Annotated in this window: 9 protein-coding genes; 4 read left to right on the forward strand and 5 right to left on the reverse strand. The window is 59.3% G+C overall.

Annotated features, from left to right (window positions below):
- Window positions 1–3 precede the first annotated feature (3 nt).
- The 3 genes from C8K58_RS04720 (at window position 4) to C8K58_RS04730 (ending at window position 6002) form a co-directional block, all read left to right on the forward strand.
- On the forward strand, window positions 4–1806 hold the full coding sequence (locus C8K58_RS04720; protein WP_108573165.1) for a hypothetical protein: 1803 nt from the start codon (window positions 4–6) through the stop codon (window positions 1804–1806).
- Between the two features lie 60 nt (window positions 1807–1866).
- Entirely contained in the window at window positions 1867–3684 is a 1818-nt protein-coding gene (locus C8K58_RS04725; protein ID WP_108573167.1) for a hypothetical protein, read from the forward strand.
- Window positions 3685–3782: 98 nt separating this feature from the next.
- Window positions 3783–6002, forward strand: a complete 2220-nt coding sequence (locus tag C8K58_RS04730; RefSeq protein WP_108573169.1) for a hypothetical protein — start codon at window positions 3783–3785, stop codon at window positions 6000–6002.
- Between the two features lie 102 nt (window positions 6003–6104).
- Here the strand turns inward: C8K58_RS04730 and C8K58_RS04735 are convergent, their stop codons facing one another.
- From C8K58_RS04735 to C8K58_RS04745, 3 genes are all read right to left on the reverse strand, one after another.
- Window positions 6105–7058 (reverse strand): alpha/beta fold hydrolase, encoded by a 954-nt coding sequence (locus tag C8K58_RS04735; RefSeq protein WP_108573172.1) that lies wholly within the window; start codon window positions 7056–7058, stop codon window positions 6105–6107.
- 82 nt (window positions 7059–7140) lie between these two features.
- The gene (locus C8K58_RS04740) at window positions 7141–9393 is read right to left on the reverse strand and encodes an ATP-dependent DNA helicase (protein ID WP_108573174.1); all 2253 of its coding nucleotides are present in this window, start codon (window positions 9391–9393) and stop codon (window positions 7141–7143) included.
- Entirely contained in the window at window positions 9390–11039 is a 1650-nt protein-coding gene (locus C8K58_RS04745; RefSeq protein ID WP_108573176.1) for a VRR-NUC domain-containing protein, read from the reverse strand. The genes C8K58_RS04740 and C8K58_RS04745 overlap by 4 nt, the downstream gene beginning before the upstream one ends.
- Window positions 11040–11224: 185 nt before the next feature.
- On the opposite strand from C8K58_RS04745, the gene C8K58_RS04750 reads away from it, so the two are divergent.
- Window positions 11225–11449, forward strand: a complete 225-nt coding sequence (locus tag C8K58_RS04750; protein ID WP_027605784.1) for a YgdI/YgdR family lipoprotein — start codon at window positions 11225–11227, stop codon at window positions 11447–11449.
- A gap of 57 nt (window positions 11450–11506) precedes the next feature.
- On the opposite strand, the gene C8K58_RS04755 is transcribed toward C8K58_RS04750, so the two are convergent.
- Window positions 11507–12931, reverse strand: coding sequence for a lipase (locus C8K58_RS04755; protein ID WP_108573178.1), 1425 nt, complete (start codon window positions 12929–12931; stop codon window positions 11507–11509).
- Between the two features lie 40 nt (window positions 12932–12971).
- Window positions 12972–14309, reverse strand: a complete 1338-nt coding sequence (locus tag C8K58_RS04760; RefSeq protein ID WP_108573181.1) for a TolC family outer membrane protein — start codon at window positions 14307–14309, stop codon at window positions 12972–12974.
- Between the last annotated feature and the right edge of the window lies 1 nt (window position 14310).

Here is a 14310-nt window from a genome sequence, read left to right on the forward strand (position 1 = left end):
TCCATGTCCAACGTCGTCCCCCCTCCCCCTGCGCCCACCGCCGAACTAGGCGATCTTTACATCCCAAGGCTCCACCCGGCCGCGGCCGGTGATGTGGGGGTCGACGGCAACCTGGGCCTCAGGAATATCGAAACCCCGCAGGTTGTCTACGTGAAAACCAGTTCGCGCACATCACCCGGTCAATTACTCGAACTGTTCAGCAACGACCCTATCCTTCCCGTCGCTCACACCTTTGTCATGCCCGGGGATACCCAGCGTGAATGGCTGCCAATTCTCCTGCCGACAGCCAGTATCCGGCCTCAATGGATAGACCCGTTGGTGTGCCGGATCAACGCCTCGGGCGCGTCTACCCTGCCCCTGCGCTTGCGGGTTGACCTTGCACGTCCGGGCGGCCACGACCCCGACCCTTCCAGGCCAGGACACCAGGGACTGGTCATGTATCTGCCTGACGATGTGCTGGTTAACGGCGTCAGTGAGGCCAGGGCTTTCGAGAATATTGAAATCACGCTGATGCCTTACGCCCACGCGGCTGCGGGAGACCAGGTCCTGCTGTGCTGGGGAGATCAACAGGTCACCTATTTACTCACCGAGTCAGATCTGAACCATGCGGTCAACCTGATAGTGCCTTACAGGACAGTCATGGCCGCCCGCGACGGCAGAGAACTGAACGTGAGGCTTCAGGTGTGCGGGCATACCGGTAACTTCACTGACCCGGCTGAACGCTGGTCTGCCGTCAGCAAGGTATGGGTATATGCACAACGCGATATTTTGAGAGAGCCTTACAGCGCCGAGGTTGACCCGCAAACCGGGGTCATTGACCTGGAGAAGCTGGCAGGCAAATCCGTCACGGCTTCGGTGTTTGCTTCAGCGGATTACTTCGAGACGAGAGATACCCTGGAATTTGTCTTCAGGGCTACCGATGCTCAAGGAAACACTGTCACACATCGCGAGGAACGCCCAGTGGAGCGGATCAACGCGATCTATGACTTTCCGATCCCTCCTGCGTTCATGGGCGGTCTGGCCCAGGGGCATGCCAAGCTGTATTACACCCTGCGCAAATATGTCGGTTCAACGACGATGTATTCGCAAGCTGCCTACGTGAGTGTCAAAGGTGCAACGGTTCTGTGGCCAGCGCCCTATGTGATCGACACCATGCCCTTCGCTGAAATACGTCCTGTACCGAAAGATGGGCAAGCCTACGTGCCTTACCAGGCCAGCTGGAAACCGTGGGACCTGATCACACTGGTCTGGCTCTTGCCTGACCGAGACGGCAGCGTGGAATACCGCTTCACCCGCAGTGCAGGTGAGCGCCCGGAGCACGACATCATTGAGTTCGTACTGCCCGTGGCCCAAATCAAGCGATTCGAGGGGCGCCCTTCCGAAATGCACTACGAGGTCAATGGTACTGATGGGCGGCTGCTGGGTGAGTCTGCGCGCAAAAGCCTGCTGGTGGGGAAACCGTTGGAGCCCATGGCCGCTCCGGTAGTCGACAAGGTTGCCGGCCATTACCTTGATCCGGACCTGGTACCGGAGGGCGTCTGGGTCACCATCCCTGACCCGCCTGTCGGCCAGCATGTTCGACTGCACTGGTTTGGCCCGGTGAACCGCATTGTCATGCTGATGCATATTTCCACACCCGGTGAAGCTCGAATCAAAGTCCCGGCGAAGTATGTATCGGACAACCTCAATCGCATCGTAAAAGTCTATTGGGAGGTCAACCGTCACGGTGTTCCACAGCGCTATTCCGGTGTGGTGACGCTGCGTATTGCTCGCCGAGGCATTTTCGGATTCGAAGACATACCGTAAGGATGATCATCACGCGGCTGCCTGATCGATTTTCAACCCCTTTCATGTGGAGGTTTCACGATGTCTCGTGCTCCTGAAAGAAAGCTTGGAAGTACAGTCGACGATAGACAATCCGAGCTGTACATCTCGAACCTGGGCATGCCTATCAAGGAGGACACCGAACCTGACAGGTGCATTGGACTGCGGCATGTCGAACATGATCTCAAGCCGTTACTTTTCCCCAAGCACAAGTTGGCGCTGCACACAGAGATATTCTTGTACTGGAACGGCCCGACGCCAGAGGACTACCTGATTATCGACGAGAGCAATGCGAATAACCCGATGCATACCTTGACCGTGTCCAAGGAAAACATTCTGCCGGAGTGGGCTACTGCCTACTGCACCATTGAGGAGCCCGGAAACGGCCTCGTCGACACCAACCGGCTCAGGCTTCGGATCAAGCTCAACCGTCCCGGCAAAGAAGACCCGGACGCTGACAAACCGGGCCATCAAGGACTGGTGTTCTTCCTCCCCGAAGATCTCGAGGCGGGCGCAGTGATAGACCCCGAACGGGCCAGGCTTGGGGTCGTTCTTGAAGTCCAGCCCTACGAATACATGGCCGAATTCGATACCTGCACAATTGCCTGGGGTTCGAAGCTTATCAGTCATGTGGTAACCCCCAGGGAGGTCGGCAGACGGTTCCAGGTAACGGTTAATGAGAGCGTCATCCGTGCCGCCGGCAGCAACCCTTTCCTGCCCATCGCCATGCAGGTCGTTGATGCCGTGGGCAACAATCCGGTCTTCGACCCCGAATCGGACGCAAATTGGTCACCACCAACCTGGGCAAATGTGGACCTCGGTACTCGGCCACTTGAAGCACCTTTTCTTGAGCAGCCAGGAGACGTTGTCGACTTGAAACGGCTCGGGGACGCGGCGCAGAAGATCAAACTGTTCCTTGATCCAACAGTGTTCAAAAAAGGCGATCGAGTACGCCTGGATTGGGAGGGTCGAGACGCAGAGAACTTTCCTGTGCCCTACAGCGAGGAAAAGACCGTCGAGCGCACCAATAGCTTTATGGAGTTCTATGTCCCGAATGAAAGAGTCAAGGCCCTGGGCGGCGGCGTCTCAATGCTGTCTTGCAGCCTTCATTCGCTGAACACCGACGATGTGCGTGTTTCGATGAAGACGCGTGTGAGCGTACGCGGGGCCGCCAGTCCCTGGCAGGCGCCCCGTGTCCAGGAATCCGCGGCTGGCTATCTCGATCCGAGTGTTCCTGAGGCGACGGTGGTCATAGTCGCTCCCGACGGATGGGCGGCGTCGACCCGGATTCGTCTGGTGTGGGTGGGTGGCTCGGTGATCTACACCCAGGAATACACGCTGGGGGCGATCCCCGCGGATCGCGTCCTGGTGTTCAAGGTCGACGGCGAGCATATCGAACGTTTCAATACCCTGCTCACCGAGCTGTATTACGAACGCGCGGACCGGCCATCAAGCCGTGAGTCGCTGCGCTTGCAATTACAGATAGGCAAGCCTGCCAGCGCGCTGCCCCAGGCACGGGTTGAAAGTACCCGTACCGAGCAGCAAGTGCTGGTGATACTGCCTTTTACCGAAACCGAACCCGGAGACGCCGTGACATTACAGTGGATTGGTGACCAATCGAGAACCACGGTACCGAACACACTGGATTCAGAAACGGCTGGCCGGGAACTGCACATTCCGATCCCAGTGAATGACCTTGAGGAGGGGGAAATCGTACGGGTGTATTACAGCCTTATACGACGAGGCCAACCCGTCCGTTATTCGAAGCTGCTTGTGTGGGTAATGACCAATAACGGCAGCGTCGATGCGGAGCGTGGTAACAAAAGTACGCCGCTGCCAGCTGCAACCCATCGCCGGTGAATGAAATGAGCGAATAATTCTTCGAAATACGGCTAATCATCTGACGCTTGCGTGCATCGATACCTATTAACTTCGAGTCTCGCTCCGGAGGTCTGACCATGTCCCGTAAAACCAACACCTCGGCCCGCCGTCCCCGCAATGACTATGACCTGGGCCCTGTCCTGATCAGCGGTATCGAGCCCCCTCCCGAAGGGGATACCCAGTCTGACGGCGCACTGGGCGCACGACATGTGGAACATAATCTGGAGGTGCTGCTCCTGGCGTTCCCGGGGGTAGTGCTGGACACGGAGATCTACCTGATTTGGAACAACCCTGAAGCCCCGGTGGATTACCTCATCATCCAACCGGACAACCTGGGGAACCGGTTTTTCAGCCTCATGGTGAATAAAGAACAAATCCTGCCGGAGTGGGCCGAAGTCTATTGCCTGATCAAACGCCCCAGCGGCAACCGCTCTAAAACCAAACCGTTGAAGCTCAGGGTGAAACGCAGTCGCCCGGGGTACCCTGATCCGAACCCGGACGCCGACGGTAACCAGGGCCTGGTGTTTTTTCTGCCTGCCGACCTGGAAGCCGGCAGCCACGTGGATATGGCCAGGGCAAATCGCGGTGTAGTGCTCGAGATCCACCCCTGGGAAAATATGGCCGAGTGGGACACCTGCCGTATCGCCTGGGGTTCCACTCTCATCGAACACGTGGTGACGGCCAGTGAGGTGCAACGGCCATTTGAAATGTTCATTTCCCCCGAGCAGATCAAAGAGAACCCTCATTACGTAAACATGCCGGTGGCCATGCAAATCAAGGATGTGGGCGGTAACTACCCCGCTGATCCCGACTCCAAATCAAACTGGTCGGAGACACAACGAGTAGACGTCAACCTCGGGCTCTTGCGGCCACGGCCACCATTCCTTATGCAAGCCGGAGAAACCGTTGAACTTGATGAGCTGGGTGAGGCCGCACAAGTCGTCCAGATATTCATCGATAACGACTTTTTCGAGCGCAACGACAAAATTGCATTTGAATGGGAGGGCCGAGACACTTATAACTTGCCTTTTTTCCACGGCGAGGAGAGAGACGTCAACCTTGTCAACTTCATCGAAGACTTCGACGTGCCCAACGAAATCGTCAGTGCAATCGCCGGCGGCACTGCAATTATGTACTACAACCTCTATAAGGCCAGAGATGATGTATGGTTGCCGTCAAGAAAAGTACGGGTAACGGTTAAGGGCGAGTTCATCGCCTGGCCCGCGCCGAGCATCGTAGAAGCGCCAGACGGAGAATTGAATCCAAACTCAAATGCCACGGTTAAATACCGTGCCCAACTTGGCTGGACCGCCACCACCCGCATCCGAATAGTATGGGCCGCGCACTCGGTTAATTTTACTGAAGAGTTTGTGCTGGGACCTATTCCGGACGACCGGGAACTTTCATTTACCGTTCCGAATGCACAAGTCAGGCGCTTTAATACATTGCCTGTCGAGGTGTATTACGAACGCATCGACCAGTCACCCCATCGGCAATCCCAACGTCTTCAACTGCAAGTAGGCGAGCCTACAAGGACACTGCCAGCGGTAAGGGTTGACAGCGCTTCGGGTAACTATCTGGACCCGGATAATTTTGGCACCCATTTGATGGTTACGCTACCGCTTACCGACAGTCTGGGCGACGATGTGATCAAGTTGGATTTGGATGGAGATGTCATCAGCACCTCCGTTCAGATGACGTTAAATAATGACCAGGCAGGGGAAACACTGGAAATCCCTATCGAACGTAACTTCATCACTGGAAACCTGGATAGACCCATAAGGCTGAAATACAGTTTGGCCCGGGCTAATGTTCCCAGACGATTTTCACCGATTCTCGCGTTGCGTATTCGTACGGGACTCGACCATATCACCGACTTCCACAACAGTAATTTAAACGGATGGTTGCCGGGAATAGCACTCAGTAACAAGCAGGATATCGAGTTCAGAACATACGCAGAAAATACGGTTTTTCATAACTACACCCATCCCCCCGGCGATAAAAGCGGTGTTATTTTCAGTCAGACTTTTAACAACTTAAGGCGGAATGACCTGTACGAATTCAGTATAAAAGCCAGGAGATTCGACGGGCGATTTGAACCCCCGTCACTCTCTCTAAGTACCTCTCAAGGATCACTTACAACTCCAGCAAAGCTTTTAGACCTGGTTAATTGGCTGACCTTATCAGGAACACTGACGGCCAACAGCGAAACACTGACGCTTTATATTAATAGCCATGTAATTACCAGCTATGGTAACGACTATGAAATTGACGATATTCGCTTCAGACGGGTCTAACAGACTTTATCTAATGTTGTTTGCTCTACTGGTGTGGAGACAAGACTAATGTCGTCGGCACCAGGGCTGAGAATGGCGAAAGCGATATGCGACAGCTGACCATCAGTCAAGTGACCGGACCCGCCCTAAAAACTCGAGCACCAGCGCATTGACCCGTTGCGCCTGCTCGTTCTGGATCCAGTGACCGCAGTTGGCCAGGCTATGCAGTTCAAGGTCAGGCACCCACTCAGGCATGCGCTTGAGCGTGTGGGCCTCAAACACCCCGACCGGATCGCGGTCGCCAATCAGGAACAGGGTCGGCTGCAACACCTGGCGGCCGGCGAGGAATTCGGTGCGCTGCCAGTTGCGCTCGAAATTACGGTACCAGTTCAACGGGCCGCGAAAGCCGTGTTCAGCGAAGGTTTGCACGTACACGTCGAGGTCTTCCTGAGTACACCAGGGCGGCAATGCATCGGGCGTTGAAGTGCCCTCAAGCAACGTGGCGGTGGCCGGTTTCTGCTGTAGAAACACATCCTGGTCCTGCATGAACAGGCGCAAGGTGCGTTCGATATCGGCATCCAATTCCTGCTCGGCTACACCCGGTTCCTGGAAATACAGGATGTAATTGAAGCGGTCGGCATACAGCTCGCGCATGATCTCGATCACCGGCCGCCGAGCACGCCCGGCGAAAGGCACGGACATCGTGATCAACCGAGTGACGCGCTCCGGCTCGAGCAACGCCAGGTGCCAGGCCACCACGGCGCCCCAGTCATGGCCGACCATCACGACCTGTTCGTGCCCGAAATGGTCCATGGCCTGCTGGATATCGCCGCACAAGGTCATCACGTCGTAGTCGGCTATCTCGGCGGGTGCGCTGGATTGGCCGTAGCCGCGCATTTCAGGGGCAAATACCCGGTAGCCTGCGGCGGCCAGCGCGGGTATCTGTTCACGCCAGGAGTGCCAGCACTCGGGAAACCCATGGAGCAGCCAGATGGGGCGGCCCTGTTCCGGCCCCGCGACATGCACCCATAGCTCAATACCGTTTACAGGGATCTTTTGCGCGGGCAGTTGGCTCATGGGCGGGGCCTTTCCTGGAGGTTTTTGCCTAGCCTGGGGGATCCGTCGTGCAAGAACCAGCATTATTGATGGCAGGAATAGCTCAATAAACCGTCCACCATCCCGGCAACAACTGGCGGACCCGCGCCTCCCCGAACCGATCATCCATCAACATCACCACACCCCGGTCGTGCTGGCTGCGGATCACCCTCCCCGCCGCCTGCACAACCTTTTGGATGCCGGGGTACAGGTAGGTGTAGTCGTACCCTGCGCCAAAAATCGCCGCCATGCGCAGTTTTATCTGCTCGTTGACCGGGTTGAGTTGCGGCAATCCCAGGGTGGCGATAAATGCGCCGATCAGGCGTGTGCCCGGCAAGTCGATGCCTTCACCGAACGCGCCGCCCAGCACGGCAAAGCCGACGCCTTGGCTGTGCTCGGTGAATTGATCGAGAAAGCCTTGGCGTTCGGCCTCGGCCATGCCCCGCGACTGTTGCCACAGCGGGATCTGCGGGTGTGTTTCGGCGAGCAGTTGCGCCACCTGTTGGAGGTAATCAAAGCTTGAAAAAAACGCCAGGTAGTTGCCCGGTTGCCGGGCGAACTGGCGGGCGATCAGCTCGACAATCGGCGCCAGGGAGGCTTGGCGATGCACGAAGCGGGTGGAGATGTCGTCGACGATGCGCACGTGCAGTTGTTCGGCCTTGAACGGCGATTCCACGTCGACCCAGGCGGTGTCCGCTGGCAATCCCAGCAGGTCGGCGTAATAGTGGCGAGGGCTCAAGGTGGCGGAAAACAACACGCTGCTGCGGGCCGCCGTCAAGCGCGGCCGGATGAATTCGGCAGGCACCACGTTGCGCAGGCACAGGGTCGAGCTGCTGCGTTTGCCGCCGAGCTGGCGCTTGCTGATGTCGAAGATAAAGTGCTCGTTGAACAGCTCGGCGACCTTGGTAAATTGCAGGGCTTCGAAGTAGAAGGCTTGCAGGTCACCGCTGAGGGCTTCGGGGTGGTCGTTGAAGTAATCGCCCAGGGCGCTGGTGCACAGGCTCAGGGCCTGAAGCAGTTTGTCCGGGCGCACGGTGTAGGCCTGGTACGGCGCGAGCTGGTCCTTGTGCAAGGCGTTCCATTCACGGTTGAGGCGCTGCAGGGGTTTCTTCAGCGGCTCGGGCGCGGTGTCGCGCAGGATCTTCAGGCTGTACTGGTCGAGGCTCGCGCTGTACATCGAACGGGCGCGTTCGACCAGATTGTGGGCTTCGTCCACCAGCACCGCAGCGCGCCATTGGTTGAGTTGGGCCAGGCCAAAGAGCATGGCGCCGAAGTCGAAATAGTAGTTGTAGTCGGCGACCACCAGGTCGGCCCAGCGCGCCATTTCCTGGCTCAGGTAATAAGGGCATACCCCGTGAGCGAGGGCGACATCGCGCAGGTTGCGCTGGTCGAGCAGGCGCACCTTGGACGCGGCGATGCGTGCGGCGGGCAGGCGGTCGTAGAAGCCTTTGGCCAACGAGCAGGAGTCGCCGTGGCAGGCTTTGTCCAGGTGTTCGCAGGCCTTGTCCCGCGCCACCAGTTCGAGAACGCGCAGGGGCAGGTCGCTGCTGGCATGCAGCACCGTGGCGGCATCGAGGGCGAGTTTGCGACCGGGGGTCTTGGCGGTAAGGAAAAACACCTTGTCCAGTTGCTGGGGCGCCAGGGCCTTGAGCAGCGGGAAGATCGTGCCGATGGTCTTGCCGATGCCCGTGGGCGCCTGGGCCATCAGGCAACGGCCGGTGCTGACAGCCTTGTACACCGACTCGGCCAGAGTGCGTTGGCCGGGGCGAAAATCGGCATGGGGAAAACGCAAGGTCTGCGCCGCAGCGTCGCGCGCTTCGCGGTGCTGCATTTCCTGGCGGGCCCAGCCGAGAAACAGTGCACATTGCTGATTGAAGAACGCTTGCAGCTCGTCCGCCTGGAAACGTTGATCGAGCAGGGTCTCGCCTTCGCCGGCGATATCGAAGTACACCAGCGCCAGGTTGATTTCCGTAAGGCCCAGCTTCTGGCACATCAACCAGCCGTACACCTTGGCCTGGGCCCAATGCAGTTGCCGGTGGTTGGCGGGCTGGGCAGCCAGGTCGCCGCGATAGGTCTTCACTTCTTCCAGGCGGTTGGCGTCCGGGTCATAGCCGTCTGCCCTGCCCCGCACCTTGAGCTGCTGGTAGTCACCTTCAAGGGCCACTTCGTTCTGGTAGTGCGCGCTGCGCCGCGACGCGACGGTGCGATGGCCCGCTATGCCTTCCTGGGCGCTGGGCGACGGGGTAAAGCGCAGGTCCAGGTCGCCCACCTTGGCGGTGAACTCGCACAGCGCCCGCACGGCTACGCTGTAGCTCAAGCGGGTTGCTCCGCCCAGCGTACGTAGCAGACGGTGACGGGCATCTGGTATTCGCCGCAGAACTCCAGCCAACGCAACTGGTTGTCCTGCAGGCGGTCGCCAGGGCCCTTGACCTCGATCATGCGGTAGGTCTTCTGCGCCGGCCAGAACTGGATCAGGTCCGGCATGCCGGCACGGTTGGCGCGGATGTCCAGCAGCAATCGTTCGAACCAGTAGCGCAGGTGTTCAGCCGGCAGGCAGGCCAAGGCTTGTTCCAGCAGGTCTTCACTGAGCAGGTTCCAGAACACAAAGGGCGACTGGATCCCCCATTTATCGAGGTAGCGTTGGCGGATGGTGGTCGTGTAGCGCCCGTCCTGCAGCTGCGCAAAACACGCGTCAAACAGGGGGACGCGGCGCGCGTGGAAGTCTTCGCTGTGCAGGTCCGCCGGCCCACGCTGGAACGGGTGGAAAAACGCCCCCGGCAGCGGCGCGAAGATCGCATCCCAGCACAGCAGGCCGAACAGCGAATTGATCAGGCCGTTCTCGACGTAGTGCACCGGTGCATCAGGTGCGCTCAGGTGGGCCTGGACACAGGACTCCACCGACATCAACGGTTCCGGTAGCGCAAGTTCCAGGTCCAGGCGCGTGACTTCGCGGGATTTGAGCGTCGGCAGCCGGGGTTCGCCCAGCTTGCGGCGCAGGCGGGGCATCACGCGCAACAGGTGTTGCTGTTCGGCGGCACTTTCCGGTGCCTGTTGCGCGACGCTTGCCAGGGCCATGGCCTGGGCGTAATCCTCCTGGCGCTCCAGCACGCGAATCAGCCGCGCGCGGGCGCCGGGGTAGGCGCAGGTGCGGTAGATCTGCTGCGCCAGGTCCAACTCGGCACTGCGCTCGCAATACTGGCCGAGCTGGAACAACAGCTTGGCCCGGCGCTTTTCCAGCCAGGGGTTGTCGGTGTTCAGCGTGGCCACTTCAGCCAGCACCTGCGCCAGCGCCTCACCGCGTTCAAACGCCTGCTGGCATTGGTGCAGGAACAGAAAACCGTGCACGTCGGCGCGACTGCGCAACCCCCGCGATTCGGCGCAGAACTCGACTTTTTCATAGGTGTAGATGCCCAGGTCGGCGAGCACGAACTCGGACCAGTCCTGGTGCAGGTTGCCGAAAAACATCAGCCGCAGGCGGTCGCATAACTCCATCACGGTGAGGCTGTACAGCGTGTCGGCGAGGTCCGGGCACCAGTCGGCGAAACGGCGCGTGTCGGTGAACTGCGCCGCCAACCCTTCCAGCCAATCGACCTTCTTGCCCTTGGGCTGGCCGATCCAGGGGGCGAAGGTGCTGAGGATCTCGCCTTTTTGCAGCAAGGCGAATAATGCTTCAAATGCCAGAAGATGGTTGTCGTCCACCCATCCCAATTCCCGCAAAGGCGCGGCAGCGGCATGGGGGCAACCGATCTCCACGTAGTGCAGCTTGCCCGCGCGAAAATGCACGCCCTTGCGCATCACCATGCGCACCAACAGCGCCTGGGACGCTTGCGGCAACCTGTCGAATTGCTGAATGAAATGCTGTTCGTCAGGGTCGAGCAGATCGGCATAGCGTTGCCCCAGCCAATGCAGGACCTGGCGGAAGTTATGCAGGTAATAGAGCGGGTTTTCGAGGGGATTGGCCATGGTACGCATTGGTCGAATACTGGTTATGCATACAGAGTGCCGTCGTAAATGCGGTGTTGCAATCGGTAATAGATAAATGGCACACGCAACTTTTTGCATAAAAATGATCAGATGGGGAGTCGATGGCGTAACATTTGTCGCCCGCGTCCCTGGCGTGGGATTTTTCAGGGTTAAAGGTAAGGGTTATGAACATGAAGAATTTGGGGCTGCCACTGGTTGCACTCACTTTTCTGGTATTGGCCGGTTGCGCGACGCAAACCGTAGTGACGCTGCAAAATGGCACGCAGTATTTGACCAAGGACTCTCCAAAAACCAAGACGGCCGACGGGTTTTATGAGTTCACCGATATCGCCGGCAAGCGCATCCGCGTCAAAGCCGACGATGTGGCCACGGTGCGCAAGGAAGACTGATTTCCAGCGGCCCGCACTGATCAAATGTGGGAGAGGGCTTGGCCCCCTCCCACCGTTTTAACCGATCACAATCCCCTCCCCCGACAAGCCAACCACCCCCACCAACGTCACCGAATCCGCGCCAAAACTGATCACCGTATCCCCGCCCACGACCTTGGCGTGATCACGGTAATCCGCACTCCCGTCAACGTCCCTGAACACCAGCTTGTCCGTTGCTTGATAGCCGATAATCCGGTCCTGGCCAAACGGCCCGCTGAACAAAAAGGTGTTATGCCCGCTGCTGTCGCGGATCGTGTCATTGCCCTTGCCGCCCTCGATAAAGTCCGCGCCCTTGCCGCCCTGGATCAGGTCATTGCCGTCGCTGCCAATGATGTAGGTATCGCCCTTGTGCGGTTCGGCATTGCGGTTGAGGTCCTGCACCCAGGTGGTGGCGCGTGCCGGGTCGGACAGGTTGGCGACGATAATCGTCGAGTCGCGGCTCATCTGCCCATAGAACCCGGACTCGAGGATGCGCGTCATCCCGTCGCCATACCCCGTAGGCAAATGGGAGATCCAGGTCGGCAGGTTGGTGATGGAAAACGGCAGCACATTCCACAGCGTCGAAGCGTAGTGGTCGTTGAAGCTGACGATATTGTCGGTGGTCGATTCATGGGGTTTGTCATGCACGCCCAACGACGACCAATTGAAGGATGAGCCGTCCAGCGCCCGGAATACCGGGTCGTTTTCGTAGCCGATATTCAGCACCTTGTCGCCGGCGCTCTGGGTCGGCGAGGCGTAGGCCAGGTAGTTGGCGTCCTGGTAGAAACCTGCCCATTTGCTGCTGCTCAAGTCGGCCATGCTGTTGACCGCCAGGCCGCCCAGGCTGTGGCCGCTGACCACCACGTCGTGGCCGCTGAGGCCGTGGGCACTGGCGTAGTCGGCGACGTTCTTGAGCAGGCCGCCAAAGGCTTCGCCGGCGTAGTTCTTGGCGTAATCCTTGGGCCCCAAGGCCGCGAGCAGATCGCTGACCAGATCGCCAATGGAGTCGCTGACCAGCGTTTCCCGAGGGCCCGACGTACCGCGAAAACCGATACCGATTTCCAGCAGCTTGCCGGCGTCATCGTACTTGCCCAGCACCTCGACCTGGGCAGTGGTGTATCCGGCTTTTTCGCCGAAGAACGTGCCGCGGGCGTCGACCTTGCCGGTATAGCCCAGGGTGCTGGCGCTGATGGGGGTCCAACCGGCTTGTTGCACGGCCTCCAAGGCGGCTTTCTCCGAATCCGGGTTCCAGGGAATGCCGGGAATCACGCCCTGGGAATCGGTGCTGCCCAGCAGTGCACCCACCAGCGTGGCGGGCAAACCGAGCCCCAGGCCGTTGTGCTGGTAGCCCACGGCAAAGCCGTTATCCAGGTTGTGGTAGGTATACAGCGTGATCGCCATGGCATCGGCGAACAACGCTTTGGAGCCCTCGGTCCCGAGGTTTTTATAGTCGAACACACCCATGGTATTGCCTCTCTGTTGTTGGAATTGTCGAGAAAGTCAATTAATGCGGTGCCGGCCCGAACGCCTCATCCACCTTGGCCAGGTCGGTGTCGCGCAGGTTGCCGGCGTAGTAATGCAGTTTGGTCCAGGCCATCAGGTAGTCGTAACGCGCCTGGGCCAGGTCGCGCCGCGTGCTGTAGAGCTGTTGCTCGGCGTTCAGCGCATCGAGGTTGACCCGCTCGCCACCGAGGATGCTCTGCTGGGTCGACACCACCAGCGCTTCTGCGGAGGCCAGGGCCTTTTGATAGGCGCGCAGTTTGCTCACGCCCGACAGGCACGCGCTGAACTGCCGACGCAGTTCGATCAGGGTCTCGCGGGTCTTGCCTTCCAGTTCGTACTCGGCCTGTTCCATGGCGCGGCTGGCCTGGCGGGTGGACGCAGAGATGCCGCCACCGGCATACAACGGCAGGCTCACTTCGACGCCGATCGTGTTGGTGTCGTAGCGCTGGTTGTAGGTGTTGCCGCTGTCGGACTCCTGCTGGCGCGAACTGGCATACGCAGTGACCTTGGGCAGGTGCCCGGCGCGGTTACGCTCCACTTCATAACGGGCGACTTCCAGGGCCTGGCGCTGGGACGCCAGCGTGGGGTTGTTGCTGATCGCCAGTTCATGCCAGGTGTCGTAGTTCGCTGGGGTCAAGGTGAACGCGGCGAAGCCTTCGTTCAACGGGGCGAGGTCGTCGATGTTGACGCTTTGCACACCGATCAGCGCGCCCAGTTCTCTAAGCGAGGCATCCTGTTCGTCCAGCGCCTGGATCTCTTCGGCGGTGGCCAGTTCATAGCGCGACTCGGCTTCGAGGATATCGGTGCGGGTGCCCTCGCCCTGCTGGAACAGGTGCCGGTTCTGCTGGAACTGCTGCTCGAAGGCCTTCTTCTTGGCCCGTGCGATGTCGATCTGGTCCTGGGCAAACAGCGCCTGGGTGTAATAGCTCAGCACCCGCACCAGCAGCGCCTGGCTCTTGTCGCGAAAGCTTTCATCGGCGAACAGCGCCTGGGCCACGCCCTTGCGGTAGTTGGCGTAGGCCTCATAGTCGAACAGCGGCTGTTGCAGGCTGAAGGTCGAGCCGTAGCTGTTGTAGTTGCGGTCGTCGTGGTAATTGCCGCCGCGCCCGTCGGGCAAGGTGGCCTGGGAGTTGTTGCGGCCCTTGTTGTAGTTATACGACAGCTTGGGCAGCAGGCCTGCGCGGCCGATGGTGCGGTTTTCCAGGCCGGCGTCGCGCTCCTTGATCGCGCCGAGAAACACCGGATCGTTACGCAGGGCCTGCTCGTACACATCGAACGGGCCCATGGCGGCCTGGGCATTGACGCAGGTGAACAGCAAGGCGATGAACACAGCTTTCATG

Origin of the sequence: Pseudomonas sp. GV047 (assembly GCF_003058245.1) — a bacterium.
Classification (GTDB): domain Bacteria; phylum Pseudomonadota; class Gammaproteobacteria; order Pseudomonadales; family Pseudomonadaceae; genus Aquipseudomonas; species Aquipseudomonas marginalis.

Coding starts and splice junctions, on each gene's coding strand:
- C8K58_RS04735 (WP_108573172.1), bottom strand. CDS start 7,058: ATGAGCCAACTGCCCGCGCAAAAGATCCCTGTAAACGGTATTGAGCTA.
- C8K58_RS04720 (WP_108573165.1), top strand. CDS start 4: ATGTCCAACGTCGTCCCCCCTCCCCCTGCGCCCACCGCCGAACTAGGC.
- C8K58_RS04725 (WP_108573167.1), top strand. CDS start 1,867: ATGTCTCGTGCTCCTGAAAGAAAGCTTGGAAGTACAGTCGACGATAGA.
- C8K58_RS04745 (WP_108573176.1), bottom strand. CDS start 11,039: ATGGCCAATCCCCTCGAAAACCCGCTCTATTACCTGCATAACTTCCGC.
- C8K58_RS04750 (WP_027605784.1), top strand. CDS start 11,225: ATGAACATGAAGAATTTGGGGCTGCCACTGGTTGCACTCACTTTTCTG.
- C8K58_RS04755 (WP_108573178.1), bottom strand. CDS start 12,931: ATGGGTGTGTTCGACTATAAAAACCTCGGGACCGAGGGCTCCAAAGCG.
- C8K58_RS04760 (WP_108573181.1), bottom strand. CDS start 14,309: ATGAAAGCTGTGTTCATCGCCTTGCTGTTCACCTGCGTCAATGCCCAG.
- C8K58_RS04730 (WP_108573169.1), top strand. CDS start 3,783: ATGTCCCGTAAAACCAACACCTCGGCCCGCCGTCCCCGCAATGACTAT.